Here is a 21,564-nt window from a genome sequence, read left to right on the forward strand (position 1 = left end):
GAAAAAAAATTAAAAAAACGGTATAGTGGAAGAAGGACTAGTACAAATAAAAAAGGATTAAAGGAGTGTTTTCATAAAGATGAAAAGGGTTTCTGGGATTTCATCAACTTTTTCTATTTGGAGGAGAAGTTGTTGATAATTTTTGCTGAAAAATCTCGTTATACTCTTCTTATTCTTATAGAAGAATATATAGGAAAAAGCAAAAAATGAATCCGCATTCGAAGTAAGACTGCGTTTTGAGGAGATAAAAAGAAAAGGTGTGTTGGCTGTCTGTTTTAGCAAGGAAGAAAGACAACAGAAGAGCACTCACTTATTTGGTTTAAAATAAAAAATTGGTACGAAGTGAACGTTCTCTTCTATGTGTCGTTAGTAGAGGAAGGATGAAAGAAATGAGAAAGAATGGTCCAATGGTAAACCGTTGGCTCTACGGGTTGATGTGTTTGTTACTTGTTCTAAATTATGGCACACCACTCATGGCTTTGGCGGAAGATGTTAACAGCGATGGCCAGTTAACGTTAGGAGAAGTGAAGCAAACCAGCCAGCAAGAAATGACCTTAGCGCTTCAAGGAAAAGCACAACCAGCAACACAAGAGGTTGTAGTGCATTATAGTGCCAATGTGTCACTCAAAGCTGCACATTGGGCAGCGCCCAATAATACGCGCAAGATTCAAGTGGATGACCAGAAGAAACAGATTCAAATTGAATTGAATCAGCAAGCGTTAGCAGATACGCTGGTACTAACGTTGAACCCAATAACTACAGAAGATGTGACGTTTTCTTATGGACAACAGCAACGAGCGTTGACGTTAAATACTGGTACTGATCCGACAGAATCAACGACAATCACGAGTTCGCCAGCCGCATCAGCGAATGAAGGTTCAACAGAAGAAGCATCTACAAACTCCTCTGTTCCTCGTTCGTCCGAAGAAACTGTCGCCAGCACGACAAAAGCGATAGAAAGTAAAACAACCGAGTCTACGACTGTCAAACCGCGCGTAGTAGGACCAACAAATATCAGTAACTATTTTACAGGTAATGAAACAACGATTATCGATAATTTTGAGGATCCGATTTATTTAAATCCTGATGGCACACCAGCAACACCGCCGTACAAAGAAGATGTGACCATTCATTGGAACTTTAACTGGTCGATTCCAGAAGATGTGCGGGAACAAATGAAAGCAGGCGATTACTTCGAGTTTCAATTACCAGGCAATTTGAAACCTAATAAACCAGGTTCAGGTGATTTAGTTGATGCGGAAGGCAATGTCTATGGAACCTACACAATTAGTGAAGATGGTACGGTTCGTTTTACCTTTAATGAGCGAATCACGTCTGAAAGTGACATTCACGGGGACTTTTCTTTAGATACTCATTTGAATGATTCAGATGGGCGTGGCCCAGGAGATTGGGTGATTGATATTCCTACACAAGAAGATTTGCCGCCTGTAGTGATTCCGATTGTCCCAGATACCGAACAACAAATTGATAAACAAGGCCATTTTGATCGAACGCCCAATCCTAGTGCGATTACTTGGACGGTAGATATCAATCAAGCGATGAAAGATCAAACAAACCCAACTGTGACGGAAACATGGCCAACAGGGAATACCTTTAAGTCCGTGAAAGTCTATGAGTTAGTGATGAATCTTGATGGAACAATTAAAGAAGTGGGGCGCGAACTTAGCCCAGATGAATATACGTATGATGCAAATGGCAATGTGACGATTAAAGGTGACACCAACAAAGCGTACCGTCTTGAGTACCAAACGACGATTGACGAGGCGGTTATTCCAGATGGCGGCGGCGATGTGCCTTTTAAAAATCACGCGACGTTAACAAGTGATAATAATCCAAATGGGTTAGATGCTGAAGCAACCGTTACCGCCACATATGGAAAAATGTTAGACAAGCGCAATATAGATTACGATGAAACCAATCAAGAATTCACTTGGGAAATTAACTACAACTATGGCGAACAAACCATTCCAAAAGACCAAGCAGTCATTACAGACACAATGGGCGATAATTTAACGTTTGAACCAGATTCTTTACATTTATATTCAGTGACGTTTGATGACAAAGGAAATGAAGTCGTTGGCGCAGAACTTGTGGAAGGAAAAGATTACAAAGTGGTAATTAACGATGATGGCTCCTTTGTGATTGACTTTTTGCATGATGTGACTGGCGCAGTCAAGATTGATTATAAAACCAAAGTTGATGGAATTGTCGAAGGCGATGTTGCCGTGAATAATCGTGTGGATGTCGGCACTGGTCAGCATTCAGAAGGTGATGGCACAGCCAATCAACAAAATATTATTAAAAACACTGGTGCAGTGGATTATCAAAATTCAACGATTGGTTGGACGTTAGCTGTGAATCAAAATAATTATTTGATGGAAAATGCCGTGATTACGGACACATACGAACCAGTTCCTGGCTTAACCATGGTACCCAATTCATTGGTTGTTAAAGATACAACCACTGGTGCTCAGTTGACTTTAGGTAAAGATTACATGGTAGAAATAACTCGTAATGCAGAAGGTGAAACAGGCTTTAAGTTAAGTTTCATGGGGGCGTATGCCAAAACAAGTGATGCCTTTTACGTAACCTATAATACCTTTTTCGATGTTACCGAGTTAGATGCTAACAATCCTGCATTGGACCATTACCGAAATACCGCTGCCATTGATTGGATGGATGAAGCAGGAAACAATCATCACTCAGAGGATAATAAACCGTTTAAACCTTTACCTGCTTTTGATTTAAATGCGCAAAAAAGCGGTGTTTACAATGCCATCACCAAAGAAATCACTTGGACGATTGCGGTGAATTTAAGTAATAACCGTTTAGTCGACGCCTTTTTGACGGATCCAATTTTAGCCAATCAAACCTATTTGGCTGGGAGCTTGAAAGTCTATGAAGGCAATACGAAACCAGATGGTTCGGTTGAAAAAGTGAAACCAACGCAACCGTTGACGGATATCAAAATGGAAGAACCAAGCGAGAAAAACCAAAATACTTGGCGTGTTGATTTTCCTAATGATAGTCGTACGTATGTGATTGAATTTAAGACGTCTGTTGATGAAAAAGTTATCGAAGGTTCGGCTAGTTATGACAATACCGCATCTTATACAAACCAAGGTTCTTCACGTGATGTGACAGGAAAAGTTTCCATTCAACATGGTGGCGAATCAGTGAAAAAAGGTGGCGAATACCACAAAGATGATCCAGATCATGTGTACTGGCATGTAATGATCAATGGCGCCCAATCGGTTTTAGACGATGTGGTTATTACTGATACACCCTCACCAAACCAAGTGTTAGATCCCGAGTCATTGGTGATTTACGGTACCAATGTAACAGAAGACGGAACTATTACGCCAGATAAATCTGTTATTTTAGAAGAAGGAAAAGATTACACACTGGAAGTTACCACCGATAATGAAACAGGACAACAAAAAATTGTCGTTAAAATGGCCCATATTGAAGCACCTTATTATATGGAATATCGTAGTTTAGTGACTTCTTCAGCGGCGGGGAGTACAGACACGGTATCCAACCAAGTGTCAATTACTGGAAATGGTTCAGAAGTCGTTCATGGGGATGACAATGGCGATGTGGTCGTTGACATCGATCACAGTGGCGGGCATGCTACAGGGACCAAAGGCAAAATTCAGCTGAAGAAAACAGCCATGGATGGGACGACTATTTTAGCAGGCGCCCATTTCCAAATTTGGGACCAAGCCAAAACACAAGTCCTACGTGAAGGTACAGTGGATGCCACTGGGGTTATCACATTTGGTGGGTTGCCGCAAGGGCAATACATTTTGGTGGAGACAAAAGCACCAGAAGGCTATACAGTTTCGGACGAATTAGCTAAAGGCCGAGTCATTACTATTGATGAAGAAACTTCAGCCGAAGGAGCACAACCAACTATTATTAAAAACGATGTCAATAAAGTATTTTTAGAAAAAATGGATGAGAAGGGTAAAAAGTTAGTCAATGCTCGCTTTAAATTAGAGCATGCTGTAACCACGCCGTTTACTCATTGGGAAGAAGTTCCCCTTGCGCCGGATCGAACCAACGCGAATGGCCAGTTAGAGGTGGATAGTTTAAAACCAGGTCTTTATCAGTTTACAGAAATCGAAGCACCGACAGGCTATCTTTTAGATACTAGGCCAAAACGATTCATTGTGACACAAAGTATGAGTGGGCAAATTCGTGACGTTCACATTAAAATGCTGAATTACCAAGGTTCTGCTGAGCTAATTAAAAAAGATCAAGCAGGGAATCCATTGGCAGATGCTGAATTTTCGGTCCTTGATGCCACAGGACAAGTGGTTCGAGAACACTTAGTTTCGGATGCAGACGGAAAAGTCACAGTGACGGATTTAGCCCCAGGCAAATATCAATTTGTGGAAACCAAAGCGCCAGCAGGGTACCTTTTGAACACTGAACCAAGTGCTTTCACGATTGCAGCAAGCGATCGGGGCAAACCAGCAACAGTTATAGCAACGGCTAACTTTGTTAACTATCAAGGTGCAGCTAAATTAATCAAAAAAGATGTGAAGGGACACTTGTTGAGTGGTGCGACATTTAAAGTGCTCGATGCGAAGGGAGAAACGATTCAGGCTGGCTTGACGACAAATAATCAAGGGGAAATTGTTGCAGAGCACTTAGCCCCAGGAAAATATCGCTTTGTAGAAACCAAAGCGCCAACAGGCTATTTGTTAAATACCACGCCAGTCCCATTTGAAATTGCTGAGAAAAATGCTGGTAAACCAGCGGTCGTGGTTGCTAGTGACAACTTTGTGAATTACAAAGGGGCTTTCCAAATCGTGAAAACGAATAGCACAGACCAACCATTAGCAGGTGCTGTTTTTGAATTATATGATCACAATAAACAATCATTAGGGATTACAGCAACGAGTGGCAAAGATGGCAAAATTATCTTTAGAGACTTGGCGCCAGGTACCTATTATTACAAAGAAATCAAAGCACCAAAATTACCAGATGGCGCAGATTATATTATTTATCCTGAATTAGTAAAAGTAGAAATTCGTGGTGATTTCAAAGGTGATCCGGAGATCTTCCAATTAGGAGCCTTCGCCAATTTCAAAGGACGCGCCGTCTTTAAGAAAATTGATGCCAATGCGAATCCACTTCCAGGAACAATTTTTAAATTGTATCGAATCGAAAACGGGGAAAAAATCTTTGAAAGAGAAGTAACTGCTGAAAAAGATGGTTCATTGGCTATGGAGGATTTAGGCGCTGGTAGCTATGAATTAGATGAACTGGATGCAACGGATGGCTATATCGTCAATAAACAACCCATTTATTTTGTAGTGAAGAAGAATTCAAATGATAAACAACCACTAGATGAGTTAGAATTTGTGAATTATCAAGCGGAAGTAACGGGACGTAAAGTCACTGAGCAAGGTCAAACCTTAGCGGGTGCAGTTTTTGCAATTTACAATGCCGATGAGCAGAATCAGCCCCAAGGTTCACCGATAACATTCTTGAATCGTGCAGGAGAAAAAGTTTCTGAAATAACAACGGATAAGACTGGCGAAATTTACGCTAAAGGGCTGAATGAAGGGCATTACGTTTTAGTGGAAACGAAAGCACCAACAGGCTATCTGTTAGACACAACGCCACATCCATTTGATGTAACCGCCCAATTAGGAAAAGAGCAGCCAATTGCTTTAGGCGATCTTATCAATTATCAAGGAACTGCTCAATTAACCAAAGAAAACGAAACAGGTGAAGCATTGGCAGGTGCGGTGTTTAAGGTCATTGATGAAACAGGGCAAACCGTGGCTGGACAAACTAATCTGATGTCTGACAAGCAAGGCAAAGTCATTGCGAAAAATTTAGCACCGGGAACGTATCGTTTTGTGGAGACACAAGCGCCAACTGGCTATCTTCTTAATGAAACGCCAAGCGCAAGCTTTACGATTGCCAAAGACAACCAAGGCAAACCAGCCACTGTGGTACTTAAAGCACCTTTTATTAATTACCAAGGTGCTGCCAAGCTGGTGAAAATTGATCAGCAAAAGAATACCTTAGCAGGTGCTGAATTTAAAGTGACAGATGCAGAGACAGGGCAAACTGTCGCTCGTTCATTACGTTCTGACAACCAAGGGTTAGTTCAAGTGAACCACTTACAACCAGGAAAATATACCTTTGTGGAAACAAAAGCACCTGATGGTTACCAACTGTCTAAGCAAGCTGTCGCATTCACTATTGCGGCAACAGCGAAAGACAAACCTGAACTCGTGGATGCGGGCACGTTTGTTAACGAGAAACAACCTGTATCCAAAAAAACAGAACCAAATCAGCCAACAACGAAACAAGCAGCTAGAGAGACAGGTTGGCTTGGTTTACCGAAAACCAACACACAAGTCAATTACTTCTTTGTCTTTATCGGCCTCCTGTTGGTCGGTTTGGCAAGTTGGCTCTTTTATAAAAAGAGCAAGAAATAAGCAAAAGCTATAAAAAAACAGGCCATCCGTCCTTTCGACGGATGGCCTGTTTTTTCATCTTAAGCTAATCAACTGAACAAAAGCAGCTCTTTCTTATTGACATTCTCAGGTAAGCCTTCATCTCAGTTTAGCCTTTGAACAGAACTTACTGGGTTCTTGGAGATAACCGCTTGTGCCTCAGCCTTTGTTTTTCGATGCTATCTTTAGGTATTTTGGCTAAAATATTGTACACTTTACATGTGCAAGAAATTTAGTTAGAGATATGAGGATAGAATGATGAAAAAGATGATGGTTTTATACAACGAAACTTCAGGAAGTAGTGAAAGTAAAGAGATTGCAGAACGCTTTAAAAAAGCTGCAGAAGCGAAAGGGGAAGCGGTTATTTTGCAACCTTCCAATCCAGACATTGATCCTGAAGAAATGCGGAAAAATGCCAAAGAAAATCAAGTGGGTGTCTTGGTCGTCATTGGTGGTGACGGGACCATTCATCATGCCGTTCAAAATTTTAAAGACACCATTCGTGACTATCAAATAGGGATTATTCCCGGTGGAACAGTCAATAATTTTGCACGTGTGTTAAGTATTCCTTTGAAAGAAGAAGACGCCTTTGAGACCATTTTGGCAGGACAGACCACGCCAGTTGACTTTGGGATGGTAAATCAAGATGTGATGATTTCGACCTTAACAATTGGACTATTAGCGGACACAGCAGCAAATGTGACCCAACAGGAGAAACAAAAATATGGTCCTTTAGCCTTTACAAAGCAATTTTTCCGCTTATTAATGAAAAAGAAAAAATACAAACTAAAAATTGATGGCGATGAAAGACGTTGGCATGGCAAAGCCCAATTATTAACGATGACCATGACGAATTCTGCTGGCGGCTTTACCAATTTCGATGCCAATGCTACGCCAGATGACGGCGAAGTCCACATTATCATTTTACCTAAGTTAGTTTTTTACAAGTTTGTCTATTATTTACCTAAAATTATCAGAGGACAATTAAATGAAATTCCTGGTGTCGTGTATTTCTCTGGGAGTCAATTTAAAATTAGTGGCGAAAAAGACAAGAAAGTCCAAACACGAACAGATGGCGACCCTACCAATGATTTACCGATTAAAGTAACGGTGGAAGCTGGGGGACTCAACGTGTTTGTTCCTGAAACGTCCACATCTACGAAAGAATAAAAGAAACAACTGTTATTTTTTCGTGGAATAGATTTCTCATTTTGTGTACAATAGAACAGAAGAGAGGCAGTTGAGTGAACAGTGAAATGGGATGAATATGTTGATATATTCGATACAGATGTCGTTTCTAAAATTATTATTTTAAGAAACTTGCCAATTAATGAAGGCTGGATTGACATCAATGAGTTAGCAGAAGAATTACAATTAAACAAAAAATCAGTCAAAAAATACGTAGAGCTTCTAAAAGATGACATTACGTATTATGCTGTGGATAATGATGCTTCTTTGGCTTTTGAAAAGGGGCATGGCTATCGCTTGAACTTGGCGTCTAGCCAAGCGTTCCAGAAACTTTATACAGCAATTTTTCGGGATAGTTTAACTTATCAAGTAATGGAAGATTTATTCTGGGGTCGATTTAATGGAATTGTACCAGCGACAGCAAAATATCATACCAGTGATGCCACGATTCGGCGCTTGCTCAAAGGGTTTACAGAAATTTTAGCGCCATTGGGGTTAGTGATTAATAAAAGCACCTGGAAAATTGAAGGCAATGAAGCGTATTTGCGCCATTTTGCTTACACTATTTTTATGGATTTAATCCGTGATACGTGGCCTTTTGACTATATACAAGAAACGGAAGTCGCACAAACTGTCCAAAAAATGATGGCTTTTTTCAACGTAGAAGTTGCGGAAACGGTGTTACGCCGAGTTAAGTATATGGTCGCTATCTCAAAAGTCCGTAGTGCGCAAGGCGCCGAATATCGACCTTCAGCTGAGCAAGAAACTTATTTAGAAGGAAATAAACATTACCAAGCCTTTATAGAAGAGATGACAGCTACAACCCTTTTCCTTAACAAAAACGATTTAACTTTTATGTACTTTTTCTTGTTAGCCAATGACCAATTTTATCAAGACGAAGCCACTGCACAAGCAATTTTAGCGCATTTTGATGAGACTGAAGCACCTGTTTACTAGTTGACTCATTTAGTCCAACATTTCTTATTAGAAGAAATACACATGACGCCGCAATTGGAGAAAATTCGTCCGCAAATTTTTTATTATTTGTTTGCTACACATTTATTTGCCGAACTTTACTATGTCCAAAATGTAAAAATGTACAATGTCTTTTGGAATAAAGTTAAAGAAAAATATCCAGTTCTTTTAGAAGAATTAAGCCAAGGCTTAAATCAACTTTACGAACAAACAGGCAATGAATTATTTACAAATAAAGAATTTTTGGCTCTGCGTTATTCTAGTGTTTTGGCGCTTTCTAATGATTTAATTCATCGTGAACAAAAAATTGTTTTAGGGTTAAAATCAGGCTTGCCAGTACTGGAAGAAGAACGGGTGAAACTTTCGATTGAAAATAATTTTCGTCGGTTTTATGCATTGGAAGTCTTACGATACAGTGAAGCAAGCAAAGAAGAATGGCAAAATATTGATTTACTATTAGTGACTTCTTTGGCAGATGTAGAAACGGGCCATCCAGAGATCTTTTTACTTTCAAGTGAGTTAACGTTTGAGCAATATAATCGTTTGAACCAAAAAATAGTAAAAATTAACGAGAAAAGAACCACGTCACTTTAATAAAAAATCAAAAAAATGGGCTTTTTTGAGGTATATGTCCGATAAATTGTAAAAAAATTTTTCTAAAAAGTAAAAAAAGACAAGAAGAAAACGTCAATAAGTAGGTAATCAACACCTACTTATTGACGTTTTCTCGTTGTTTTTTAATAAATACTGCGTCAATTCTTCTGAAAATTATGTCAAAAAGGTACTTTTTTTGCTTTTTTTATCGTAAATAATAGATGGTTAGCTATTGATAGCAAAGGAACTACTACTTTTTTTAACAGGCAGTTAAAAAATATTGAGGGTTCTCACAAGAATTTTTCTATATAATAGAAAGAGCAAGGGAAGGAAGGCGGGATAGAATGAAAAAACGGATGGAACAAATTGAAGAAATCTTAAGTTGTGAAGAAAATAGTGCCGGTGTTCGCTTAAAGGAATTGGTTGAGGCCTTAGAATTAGAAGTCACAAATCAAAACTTGTTAAAGGTAACAAGTATCTTACATATGAATCCAAAATTCAAAAAAATTTATGCATACGAAGACAGTCGTGTTATTACGCTGTATCAACTTTTACAAAATAAGCCGTTAGAAGTAACGGAATGAAAAGAGGGAACTCCATGAAGAAAACAATGCTCATACTTCTGTTTGGTTTATTAACAGTGGTTGGTCTACCAATGGTGACTGAAGCGGTTGAACCAGTTAACGCAACAGATACAACGATTTTTGGTGCGCAAGCGATGGTGCCTAATAGCACAGAGGATCAAACAGATAAGTTACAGACGTTGCTGAGTCAGACAGCAAAGGAAGGACGGGCATTATTTTTACCACAGGGAAGTTATGCTCTGTCAAAAGATATTGCGATTTCTTCAAATTATCAATTAATTGGCGATACAACAGGAGCCACTATTTTACATAACGTTACAGGTACACCGATTCAGCTGACAGACACCACATACGGAACGAAAACCAATGTACGACTTCAGAATATTGCTTTTGACGGCATCAATGTGACCTTGAAATTGACGAATCAATTAACGCTAGCAAACAATATCTTTTATAATCCCTTAAAAGGATTTGTGGTCAATTTAAATGCAGATATTGGCGTTAAGATTTCAGGTAATATTTTTATGCGAGACACGGCACACATGCAATCAGGAGGTGATTTTAACCGAGCGATTTACATTGGTGGTTATTCAACACCAAGTCGCTTCCAGTATATGTCAGATGTAGACATTGTGGACAATTTATTTGGGTTAAAAGTGACAGAATTAGATGCGATTAAAAGTACCAGTCGTTCAGACTTAGCAGCGACTATTACACGTTTGCAAACAGCCATTGAAGCCGGTGCTATTTCAGTACCTAATGAACAAAATTATCTATCCACCGGGGTTAATTCTTTTAATATGCTGAAGGATGTAACTGTCCAACATAATTTTTTCTATTCACCCTATGATAATGAAAACTTGAATGGTCTAGTGGGAGATCATGCAATTTATTTCCGTGGCGCCCAAAACATCACGGTGGTAGGGAATCATTTACGCGGACTACAAAATGGTCCAGCTGGCGGATTTAAGTTTAAATCAGGTCGTAATATTACGATTATGAATAATTATTTGCGAAATACAGGTCTCATTATGTATGGAACACCAGAGATTGGTTTGGCAGAAACACAAGCGGAGGGGGCTATTTCAGAATTATCCAACTGGTTAGTGGCTAATAACATTTTTGATTGGAAGTATTGGGACAATCAATATGCAATTGGGATGGAATACAATCGACATACAGGAAATAACAATGTGTTCAATGGCGTATTTATCAACAATCAGTTTGTTAACTACCATAATATTCCGCAAAACCGACGTCGGGAATTGTTAATCGCTAGTGGCGGTGGTTTCCGACCAGAAACGAGTTTTGTGAAAGACAATACTCGAGATGATGGCCTGAAGAACGGCCAATTATTGGTAGAAAATTGGACAGAGGCGGACTATCGCTTAATGCCAGCAACATGGGAATCATTAATTTCACCAACGCTTTATGAGCAATATAAAAATACGCCAATTCCGGTTAGAAATACTTTAGCAACCCCTGTGGCTACAACGATTGTGCAAGGACAATCAATCGATCCGCAGCAACTGGTTGCTAATACAAATGACGCGGATGAAGCAGTCCCAGCCGCTAAAATCGTCAATCCAGAGGTCTTAAATGAAATCGGCCAACAAAAAGTGACTGTTCAATTAACTTATGAAACAGGTTCATTGGTAACAGTGAACGTACCGGTGACGGTAGAGGCTCCGGCAAAAAAGCTTGATTTGTCCCAGCTACAAACCGTTTATGCTTCGATTGGTGAAGCAAACCAATATACGGTTTACTCTTGGCAGCTATTCACTGCCATTGGGCCTAAAACAATTGTTCCTTCCTATTATCAGCAGGCGACACAATTGTTAGCAGAAGGTCAGGAGAGTCAGGACAAAACCCAAGAGCAAGTGGATCAGTTAACAAGTAATTTGCAATCTGCAATGAAAGTATTAGTCAAAAAAGCCGATATCACGCTAGAGCGTACAGAAGCAGAAAATGAACTGGCAATCGTCCATAAATTAGACGAATCTGTATATACCACAGACTCTTGGCAAGCCATGCAAGAAGCCTTAATAGATACAACAACTGGCGAAGAAAGTCCTAAACAGTTACAAAAATTGCTTGCTTGGTCAGATGAAGAATTATTGGAGCCAACACTTGGTGGCTTTAAAACGCCTGCAGATGCACAAAAGCGTATTAATCAATTAACACAAACTATAAAAATGGCGTTACTTCTGTTAGTTGAAAAATCAACAGAGACAACTAGTAACACAAGCGAAAGCAGCACCTCAAGCACAACAAGTGAGAGCAGTAGTACGAGTGAAAGCAGCACCTCAAGTACAACTAGCGAAACCAGTAATACCAGCGAAAGCAGCACGCCAAGCACAACTAGCGAAACCAGTAATACCAGCGAAAGCAGCACCTCAAGCACGACAAGTGAAAGCAGTAGTACGAGTGAAAGCAGCACGCCAAGCACGACAGGTGAGAGCAGTAGTACGAGTGAAAGCAACACGCCAAGCACAACCAGCGAAAGTAGTACCTCAAGTACGACAAGTGAAACAAGCAATACAAATGAAAGCAACACACCAAGTACAACCAGTAAAACCAGTAGTACCAGCGAAAGCAGTGCTTCAAGTAAGACCAGCGCAACCAACAGTACAAGTGAGAGTAGCACCCCAAGCACTTTAAACGAAAACAGTCAAAGCAAAGGCCAGAATTCTGTCATTTACGCGGTAGAGTCTAATCAAGATCCTAATGACGCTCAAAGTAATTCAAAGCCCTCTGCCAAGGCTAGTCAAACAAAGGAATCAGTAGCAGAAAACCAAGCAACTAAACAGATACAGACGAATCAAGAATCGTCAGGAACAGTCAAAAAAGCGGATAATACGACCAAAATTGCCAAGAAAAAATTCCCCAAAACAGGGGAACAATCTTCAGCAGTTGGGAGCTTCCTAGGCCTGAGTTTGTTATCGTTAACTGCAGCAACCTATTGTTTTAAAGTGAAAAGATAACTCTTTAAAAACGGATAAGTAAACATCTTGAAACAAGAAATAGGACTTGTTTCAGGATGTTTTCATATAAAATTAAAAGAACTACAGTTTTTAGTGAAAAAATACACAAAAGTACTTGAATTTCTGTGATATAAGGGTAAAGTAAAGGAGGACAAAAAACAAAGGAAGTGAAATGTTTGTATACACCAGATGAAATTTTAAGTATCAGTATTGAAAATGGTCAGAAAAAAATTCAAAAGCCTTTGGTAGCAAAACTCATTTTAGGATTTATCGGCGGTGCCATGATTTCCCTCGGCTATTTGGCTTATGTGCGTGTTTCCGCCTCTATTCCAGCAGATTTAGCCAGTGTTCAAGCTTTAGTGGGAGCTGCGGTTTTCCCAATTGGTCTAATTGTTATTTTAATGGCTGGTGGTGAGTTAATCACAGGAAATATGATGGCGGTGAGTACGGCTTGGTTTGCTAAAAAGGTCTCTTTCAGAGAATTACTCGTGAACTGGGTCACAATTACATTGGCAAATATGGTTGGCGCCCTATTTGTTGCCTATTTTTTTGGTCATTATTTAGGTTTAACCAGTAGCGGTGCCTATTTAAATCAGGTTCTTTCTCTTGCAGAACATAAAGTTGCAGCAACTTGGCTTCAAGCAATTATTTCAGGCATTGGCTGTAACTGGTTCGTAGGTCTGGCCTTATGGCTTTGTTATGGTGCGAAAGATGCAGCGGGGAAACTATTAGGCATCTGGTTTCCAGTAATGATTTTTGTTGCAATTGGCTTTCAGCATAGTGTGGCGAATGCATTCATCATTCCAGCCGCAATTTTTGAAGGCGGCGTTCAGTGGGGGGATTTTTTCCGTAATTTTGTTTTTGTTTATTTAGGTAATATCATTGGTGGCGCCATTTTTGTTTCTGGCTTTTACTATTTAAGCTATCGCAAACATTAAATCCATTTAGCAGATAAAAACCTACATAAAGGCTAAATGCCTTTGTGCAGGTTTTTTCTTTTTAAACAAAAAGGAAAACGGTTGAAAAATTATTGCTAGATTTTTAAAACAATGTTACATTAATGTTACAAAAAGATTTCTGGAGGTAACGAAAAATGAAAAAAATTGCTTTGTTCAGTATGTTAACGTTCAGTGTATTGTCTTTAAGTCTAGCAGGATGTGGAAACAAAAAAACAGCAAGCACAAATGATTCTAAGCCAAAGCAAGAAACAAAGAAAGCCACGCAGAAATCCTCTAGTCAACAAGAAATGAAAAGTAGTCATTCGTCTGTCACGGGTCAAAATTCTAATGTGACAGGGGAAAATCCGTCAGAAAATGCCACGCAGCCTTCTGCAGGAACTGATGAAACGAATGAAGTCCCTCAAAACCAAGCACCTGATACAAACATTACAATTACCAATGTTGTTTTCAATCCTGAAAGAAATGAAATTAATGGTACTACATTATCTAATGCAACCATTACAGCAACGGTAGTCGGTGATGCTTCTGCACAAGCAGGTGTTTTTTATGCGGATGCCAATGGCAATTTTACAGTAATTAGTCCCAGAGCGGGAGCGACTACTCAATTAATCGCAACCGTTGATCAACGGAATAGTGCACCTGTCCAAATTGATATTCCAAGTTCAGGACAAGAAACAGCGCTTTCTTTTAGCAATATTACGATTGATCCGAAACAAGGGACAATTTCTGGTAAAACAGCACCGAATGCAACTATTTTAGTGTCACGTGCAGATGATGCGCGGGTGATTTTAGCAAGTTTTACTGCGGATGCCCAAGGGAATTTCACAGCCAGTAATTTAGTTCCCGGCACAAAAAATCGCTTAGACGTTACGTTAAATGGAGAAATAGGGACACCTTACTTGTTTGATTTACCAAATTAAAATAGAAGAGAAGTGATTAAAGCCACCAACGCTAGTTAGCGTTGGTGGCTTTGATGGTTTAAGCTTCTTCTTTTTTATGATTGCGGATATGTAAATAGATGGTATTTTTTGAAATACCTAATCGATCGGCAATCTTTATGACAGAATCTTTGAGATTAAAAATTCCTTGATCATATAAACGAATAACAATTTCTTTATTTTGATTCAAATGTGATACATTTGGATCGCTTTCTACTGCTTGTTTTACTTTTGTCAGTGAAGTAGTGATTAATTCGTCAATATTGTCAGAAAAATGTTCAGAATTTTTAAGCTCTTGGGACATATCATTTTGTTGTCCTGAAGGTAATAAGTCTTGCAAGTAATCAATTAATGGCATTTCTAAATGCATATTGATACAGATTAATCCAATAATACGATCATTTTCACCGATAACTGGAATAGTGGAAGATTTTAAAATAACCCCTTTTTGATTTTTATTGTAGTAGGGTTTCACAGCGTAATCATGTTCCGACTCTACTTGACTTAACATTTTTAATGCCATATCAGTAATGGGGGCACCTTCCTTGCGGTTACTGAAATGGCCATTGATGACTTTGATAGCTGAACTTTCCAAATTTTCTAAACTATGAAGAATGACTTCATGGGTACTACCAAAGAAGTTCCCTAATCCATCAAGCATTAAGGCATGTGAATGTAAGATTTGTTTATCTACTTCACTTAAACGTAAATATGACTCCAAGTGATATCCTCCCCTACACTGAAATTAATTTTAGTGTAATACTTTTTTAATGGAAAAGCAATAAGATTCTTTACGTTAAAAAAATACATTGACTAAACTTTTGTTTAGTCGTATACTCTGAATGTGGAATAAAATTTTTGTTACTCATTGTACTTTAGTTCATCGGAATGCTCGCTCATTCTTTCACTTGTTGAGCAATAAAAATTTTATTCAGGAGTACCATCCGTTATAAAAAAATATAGTTGGAGGCAAAGAAATGAAAACGTTATCAGGAATCTTGATGTTAGTCTTAGTTTTATGTGGCATGTCCCTATTCTCTTTTAAAGCACCGCGAGGGAAAAAATCTTTAAGTGCTTTGTCTGGTGCAGCTTGTGCCACCTTTCTACCAGAGGCGTTTTTGCGGTATGCAGTAGGCGGCGTTTTTCATTTAGATTATGTGTCGCAAATTGGTGAAACTATGGGTAGTCTAGGTGGTTTAGCGGCTGGAGCTCTTGTGCCGCTCGCTTTCGGGATTAGTCCAGTTTTTTCAATTATTTTAGGTCTGTCATTGATTAAAGTCAGCTTGTTACCAGCCTTTATTACCGCATATCTTTTATCTTTTGTTGTTGAGCAGATGCAAAAACGTATTCCAGAAGGGATTGACTTATTAGTCGTTATTTTAGTCATTCCAGTCGCTGCTTCGTTAGTTGCTGGTTTTATTCAACCCGTTGTATTAGGTGTCCTAGAAGTTATTGGGGGCACGATTTTAAGTGCAGTAGATGGCAATCCATATGTGATGGGCGCAATTTTAGGTGCTATTATCCCGATTGTTGGTATGACACCGTTAAGTTCAATGGTTTTAACTGCCTTGATTGGTTTGACTGGTGTACCAATGGCTGTCGGTGCGTTGACTTGTTACGGCAGTTCCATTGTCAATGCGGCGCTATTTAAAAAGTTAAAACTAGGCACAGCTTCAACCCCGTTAGCTGTGGCAATTGAGCCATTAACACAAGTCGATATCATCAGCTCCAATCCAATTCCTATTTACGCAACGAATTTATTTTCAGGAATGGTTAGTGGTATTGTAGTGACTTTCTTTGGCTTAAAAGTACCTGTGACAGGAATGGCAACGCCGTGGGCTGGTTTACTTGTGACATTAGGTAACAATGCCATTCAAACGACTTTACTAGCAGTAGCGATTATCACAGTGGTCAGTCTGATGTTTGGATTTTTAGGTGCGCTGGTCTTTAAACGTTACAGAATTGAAGCGGTGGATAATACACCAGAATTTGAAGGAACGACGGAAGTAACCAGTGAAAAAGAAAAAGAAGCAGTAAAAACCAAAGGAGGAGTTACGTATGAACACAGCTATGGCCATCAATAAACCTAAAAAAGTGAACAAAGTAATGAACTACAAAAGTTGTTTTGACATTATCGGTCCTATTATGATTGGTCCTTCTAGTTCGCATACAGCTGGGGCCTTAGCAATTGGCTTAGCGGCAAGAAAGTTATTCGGCGGAACGCCAGAAAAAATTGTGATTAAATACTATGAATCTTTTGCAGACACGCATAAAGGACATGGAACTGATTTTGCAATTATTGGCGGAATTCTTGGACTAGCAGCAGATGATGCCAACGTAACACAATCCATTGAACTTGCGGAAGAACAAGGAATCGAGATTCAATTTTTAGAAATGAGTGAAGAAAGTCCAGTGAAGCATGCTAATACAGCATGTGTGACACTCAGTGATGCAACGCACGAAATTCATTTAACAGGAATTTCTGTAGGTGGCGGCACTATCGAGGTGAAATACATTGAATTAGACGGTTTCAATGTCCAACTACATGGTCCTTTACCTATTTTGTTAGTCATTAATCAAGAAGAGCAGGCGATGCAAGCTTTTAAAGATACGTTACAAAAAAATAATATTCAAGTGAATGCGGTGTCTCGTTATGTGGAAGGGGATCAAATTTTGTTCATCTTTGACTTAGATTCGGCACCAATTTCCTCGGTGAAAGAACAACTGTTTTCACTAGATGACACATCGAAAATAATCTTATTATGATAGGAGTTTGACATATGTACCTTTCGATTGAAGAATTTATCGATAAAGCTGAAAAAACAGGAAAAAAAATCTCTGATTTGATGATTGAGCAAGAAATGGAGCGTAGCCAAAAAAGCTATGAAGAAATTTGGACACAGATGGGTCAAAATTTGGATGTCATGGATGCTGCTGTCAAACGCTCGCAAGAAGGAGCAGGCGTTTTTTCTCCTACTGGGTTAACGGGCGGTGATGCGGCGCGTTTAAAAAAATACCGCGCAGCTGGCAAAACGTTATCAGGTGATTTAATGATGTCTGCAGTTCAAGCCGCACTAGGTACGAATGAAGTCAATGCAGCAATGGGCGTTGTTTGCGCAACGCCAACTGCTGGTGCAAGTGGCACCTTACCAGGGGTTTTAACAGCGATTAAAAATACCTTGAATTTAACGCGTGATCAACAAATTCGTTTCTTGTTTACCAGTTCTTTATTTGGGATGGTCACAGCCAACAATGCGATGATTGCTGGTGCTGTTGGTGGATGTCAAGCCGAAGTAGGCAGTGCTTCAGCGATGGCCGCCGCTGCAGCTGTTGAAGCGGCTGGCGGAACACCACGCCAATCTTCTGAAGCTTTTGCTATGGCTTTAGGGAATTTATTAGGTTTAGTTTGTGACCCAGTGGCTGGGTTAGTCGAAATTCCTTGTGTCAAACGAAATACAGTAGGTGCAGGCAATGCGTTAATCGCTGCAGATATGGCTTTAGCTGGAATTGTAAATAAAATACCAGCAGATGAAGTGGTGGAAGCCATGAATAAAGTCGGCCGTCAATTACCACGAGAATTGAGAGAAACGGGTTTAGGTGGCTTAGCTGGCACAGCGACTGGCCAACGAATGAAGAATGAAATTTTTGAAAAAGTAAAATTCACCATTGTTTAAAATTTAATCATGAAGAGGGAAATAAGATGCTGGATATGAAAAAAATTCGCCAAAATGTAGAAGTGGTACAGAAAAAGTTAAAAACACGTGGTGTGGACGAGGAAGTTTTATTACGCTTTTTGGCTTTAGATGAAGAACGGAGAGCGTTACTTGTTAAAGTTGAAGAACTGAAAAAACACCGTAATCAGGTATCAGGAGAAATTGCACAATTAAAGCGTGCACAAAAAGATGCTTCACAACAGTTGCTAAATATGCAAGAAGTTAGCGAGCAAATTAAAGTTTTAGACCAAGAAGTTGTTCATTTGCAAGAACAATGCACAGCCATTGCAGAACGTCTGCCTAACTTACCTCATGAGAGCGTGCCTGTTGGCGCAGATGAAGCCGCCAACGTAGAAGTTCGGCGGTGGAGTACGCCGAAAACTTTTTCATTTGAACCGAAACCACATTGGGAAATCGGTGAAGCCTTAGGAATTTTAGATTTTGAAAGAGGCGCGAAAGTATCTGGTAGCCGTTTTCTTTATTACAAAGGCTTAGGGGCTCGTTTAGAACGAGCGGTCTATAATTTTATGTTAGATCAACATGTTAATGAACATGGGTATACCGAGGTGATTCCTCCTTATTTGGTCAATAGCAAAGCAATGTTTGGCACCGGTCAGTTTCCTAAGTTCAAAGAAGATGTCTTCCAAGTTGCAGAAAGTGATTTGACGCTGATCCCCACAGCGGAAGTCCCGTTAACTAACTACTATAATAATGAAATTTTAGAGGCGCAAGAGTTACCGATTTATTTCACTGCTTTAAGTCCTTCTTTTCGTTCGGAAGCGGGTAGCGCAGGCCGTGATACCCGAGGATTAATTCGTTTACACCAGTTCCATAAAGTAGAAATGGTTAAATTTAGTGATGCAGAACACTCCTATGAAGAATTAGAAAAAATGACCAACAATGCTGGAGACATTTTAGAAAAATTGGGCCTCCCTTATCGAGTGATTACTCTTTCGACAGGTGACATGGGCTTCTCGGCAGCGAAAACCTATGATTTAGAAGTTTGGATTCCGGCACAGAAAACGTATCGAGAAATTAGTTCTTGTTCAAACTGTGAAGACTTCCAAGCACGTCGGGCGTTGATTCGTTATCGTGATAAAACGGGTCATGTTCAATATGCCCACACTCTTAATGGGTCAGGACTTGCTGTTGGTCGAACAGTGGCGGCCATTTTGGAAAATTATCAAAATGAAGATGGCACCGTAACGATTCCAGAAGTTCTACGTCCTTATATGGGCGGTTTAACGAAAATAGATTAAAAAAGAAGGTTGATGTCACAACATCAACCTTCTTTTTTAATTCGTTAAATCCGTTAACCAATGCCCAATTTCTTGAAAAACTGTTGCTTTTTCCGTTTCTAATAAAATTTCATGACGCAATGTGGGAAATAGTCGTAACGTCACGTGCTGAAAACCTGCATGCTTTAATTGCTTTTGAATTTTCGCTGGCCCCTTGCTGAAATCACCAACTGGGTCTTCAGCGCCACTAATGATTAAAATAGGCAATTCTTTTGGGATCGCTTGGTACCAATTCCTTTGATTGGCTCGTTTAACAAGCGAAAAAAGGGTAGCAAAACCATTATTGGTAAATACGAAGCCCATTAATGGGTCATTTTCATAGTCAGCCACATTGGCTTGATTTTTAGAAAGCCAATTAAAGGAACTTGCTTCAGGAAATTTTTTGCTAAAAGAACCAAATGCCAGCTTATCAATGAACGGAGCTGGTTTTTTCGGCTGTTTCTCGGCCATTTTTTTAATAAAAGGCAATGCTGCGGTTAAAGGTAACGGACTTGTTCCAGTGCCCATGAAAATGACTCCTTGCATAGTCACAGGATAGTCTTGCAGATAGTTGCGCAAGGCGAAAGATCCCATGCTGTGACCCATCATAAAATAGGGCAATTGTGGATAGCGATTCACAGCCCATTGTTTCACTTGATGAATATCTGTAACGACATTTTCAGGCCCTTGTTCTCCAAAAAAACCATAGATCGGTGCGCTTGGTTGTACAGATTCGCCATGACCTAGATGATCATGCCCAATTACGGCAAACCCTAATTGATTTAAAAAACGAGCAAATTCATCATAACGTTGGATATGCTCTGCCATGCCGTGAATCAATTGAACTACGGCTTTGGGTGAAGGACAGGGCCAATGACGTACATTGAGCTGTGTTTGTTGATCGTTTGAAGTGAGTATGAATTGTTCAGTCATAAGAAACCCTTTCTTTGCTTTTTGATTATTATACAAAAAAAAGACGGTGTTCAAAAGAAAAACTCATTATTTTATTAGAATAAAATTACATTACAGCTTTTATTCTTTAATAACTAAATGCAAAGGTTGACCAAAAAATAACTTTATATACAAGCTTTTGGACAAGCAATGTTTTTTAATATTAAAGTAATTGACATCGTTTTCTAATTATAATATATTTTTTTTATAATTTATAAAGGAGTGATAAAATGAAAAAGATTAACGAAACGGTTGCAAGAGAAGTTAAAGCTGGTTTTCATTGGCATTGTTGGTTGTGTAATGCAGGTGGTGGAAGTAAAGCAGGTTACTTAAGACATGTGCAAGTATATAACCATATTTTTGTTTCATATTGGAGATAAAATGTTGTCTTTTGAAGTTGCACAGATATATGAGGATTGTACGAATGAAAAATATGAAGGTATTATACAATATCTTAGCTTTGTTAGTTATTACAGGATGTGCTGCACCTGAGTCTCTAGTACATAAGCAAGATGATGGCTCGGCTATCGATGTGGTTGAAACGTATTCAGAAGCAGAACAAATAGCCTTTCCCTATTATTATGTTCAGTTAGTTGAAGTAAGTAAATTAAAAAAGGAAGCTAACAATAGTATAAAATTAACACTTAATTTATTGAATGATGGAGTTCCTCAGAATACACAGATAAAAGATATATTTTCAGTTAAGGCTTTACAAGGTGAAGTTAATTTGAAAAATTTATCCACTAAAATTGAGGGAGATAAATTTTTAAAAACGAGCACAGTAGTTGTTGAATTTCTGTTAGTATCTGATGAAGAAGTAATATTTGAATTTACTTCCACATACAAAGAACAAATCAAAAAACATTATAGCGTATTTTTAGAATGAATTGCAGGT

At 39.1% G+C, this 21,564-nt stretch carries 14 protein-coding genes and 1 pseudogene; 13 read left to right on the top strand and 2 right to left on the bottom strand.

The genetic code is table 11. The annotated features are described in order from the left end of the window. The first annotated feature begins 389 nt into the window (after positions 1-389). The 7 genes and pseudogenes from fss1 (at position 390) to IGJ90_RS00410 (ending at position 14,710) form a co-directional block, all read left to right on the top strand. On the top strand, positions 390-6,488 hold the full coding sequence (gene fss1, locus IGJ90_RS00380) for a fibrinogen-binding MSCRAMM adhesin Fss1 (protein WP_438767409.1): 6,099 nt from the start codon (positions 390-392) through the stop codon (positions 6,486-6,488). Between the two features lie 273 nt (positions 6,489-6,761). Next, positions 6,762-7,676, top strand: coding sequence for a diacylglycerol/lipid kinase family protein (locus tag IGJ90_RS00385; protein WP_025186729.1), 915 nt, complete (start codon positions 6,762-6,764; stop codon positions 7,674-7,676). Between the two features lie 81 nt (positions 7,677-7,757). Then, a pseudogene (locus IGJ90_RS00390) lies at positions 7,758-9,263 on the top strand (helix-turn-helix domain-containing protein). 344 nt (positions 9,264-9,607) lie between these two features. Then, positions 9,608-9,847 (top strand): hypothetical protein, encoded by a 240-nt coding sequence (locus IGJ90_RS00395; RefSeq protein ID WP_002356115.1) that lies wholly within the window; start codon positions 9,608-9,610, stop codon positions 9,845-9,847. Beyond that, a complete protein-coding gene (locus IGJ90_RS00400; protein ID WP_438767411.1) occupies positions 9,844-12,831 on the top strand; it encodes an LPXTG cell wall anchor domain-containing protein in 2,988 nt (995 codons plus the stop codon). Before IGJ90_RS00395 ends, IGJ90_RS00400 begins: the two co-directional genes overlap by 4 nt. Positions 12,832-13,007: 176 nt before the next feature. Beyond that, the gene (locus tag IGJ90_RS00405) at positions 13,008-13,769 is read left to right on the top strand and encodes a formate/nitrite transporter family protein (protein WP_010707950.1); all 762 of its coding nucleotides are present in this window, start codon (positions 13,008-13,010) and stop codon (positions 13,767-13,769) included. Positions 13,770-13,924: 155 nt separating this feature from the next. After that, complete coding sequence (locus tag IGJ90_RS00410; RefSeq protein ID WP_002367596.1) at positions 13,925-14,710, top strand: hypothetical protein; 786 nt, start codon at positions 13,925-13,927, stop codon at positions 14,708-14,710. Positions 14,711-14,768: 58 nt separating this feature from the next. Here the strand turns inward: IGJ90_RS00410 and IGJ90_RS00415 are convergent, their stop codons facing one another. Next, entirely contained in the window at positions 14,769-15,389 is a 621-nt protein-coding gene (locus tag IGJ90_RS00415; RefSeq protein WP_002383467.1) for a helix-turn-helix transcriptional regulator, read from the bottom strand. Between the two features lie 316 nt (positions 15,390-15,705). Between IGJ90_RS00415 and IGJ90_RS00420 the strand changes: the two genes are divergently transcribed. Genes IGJ90_RS00420 through serS form a run of 4 tightly spaced genes read left to right on the top strand, consistent with a single transcriptional unit; the run spans position 15,706 to position 19,700 of the window. After that, positions 15,706-16,812 (top strand): PTS sugar transporter subunit IIC, encoded by a 1,107-nt coding sequence (locus tag IGJ90_RS00420; RefSeq protein WP_002383466.1) that lies wholly within the window; start codon positions 15,706-15,708, stop codon positions 16,810-16,812. Then, on the top strand, positions 16,799-17,494 hold the full coding sequence (gene sdaAB / locus IGJ90_RS00425) for an L-serine ammonia-lyase, iron-sulfur-dependent subunit beta (protein WP_002392236.1): 696 nt from the start codon (positions 16,799-16,801) through the stop codon (positions 17,492-17,494). Before IGJ90_RS00420 ends, sdaAB begins: the two co-directional genes overlap by 14 nt. A gap of 14 nt (positions 17,495-17,508) precedes the next feature. Further along, positions 17,509-18,402, top strand: coding sequence for an L-serine ammonia-lyase, iron-sulfur-dependent, subunit alpha (sdaAA, locus tag IGJ90_RS00430; RefSeq protein ID WP_002356122.1), 894 nt, complete (start codon positions 17,509-17,511; stop codon positions 18,400-18,402). 26 nt (positions 18,403-18,428) lie between these two features. Then, positions 18,429-19,700, top strand: a complete 1,272-nt coding sequence (serS, locus tag IGJ90_RS00435) for a serine--tRNA ligase (protein WP_002361511.1) — start codon at positions 18,429-18,431, stop codon at positions 19,698-19,700. A gap of 36 nt (positions 19,701-19,736) precedes the next feature. On the opposite strand, the gene IGJ90_RS00440 is transcribed toward serS, so the two are convergent. Beyond that, positions 19,737-20,687, bottom strand: a complete 951-nt coding sequence (locus tag IGJ90_RS00440) for an alpha/beta hydrolase (RefSeq protein WP_002396728.1) — start codon at positions 20,685-20,687, stop codon at positions 19,737-19,739. A 212-nt stretch (positions 20,688-20,899) separates the two neighbouring features. On the opposite strand from IGJ90_RS00440, the gene IGJ90_RS00445 reads away from it, so the two are divergent. Together IGJ90_RS00445 and IGJ90_RS00450 are read left to right on the top strand one after the other, a co-directional pair. After that, a complete protein-coding gene (locus tag IGJ90_RS00445) occupies positions 20,900-21,049 on the top strand; it encodes a hypothetical protein (protein ID WP_002367605.1) in 150 nt (49 codons plus the stop codon). A 44-nt stretch (positions 21,050-21,093) separates the two neighbouring features. After that, positions 21,094-21,555 carry a hypothetical protein gene (locus tag IGJ90_RS00450; RefSeq protein WP_010822431.1) on the top strand — a complete coding sequence of 154 codons (462 nt, stop codon included), beginning with the start codon at positions 21,094-21,096 and terminating at the stop codon, positions 21,553-21,555. The last annotated feature ends 9 nt before the right edge of the window (positions 21,556-21,564 follow it).

Origin of the sequence: Enterococcus sp. AZ129 (assembly GCF_051714505.1) — a bacterium.
Taxonomy (GTDB): Bacteria; Bacillota; Bacilli; order Lactobacillales; family Enterococcaceae; genus Enterococcus; species Enterococcus faecalis.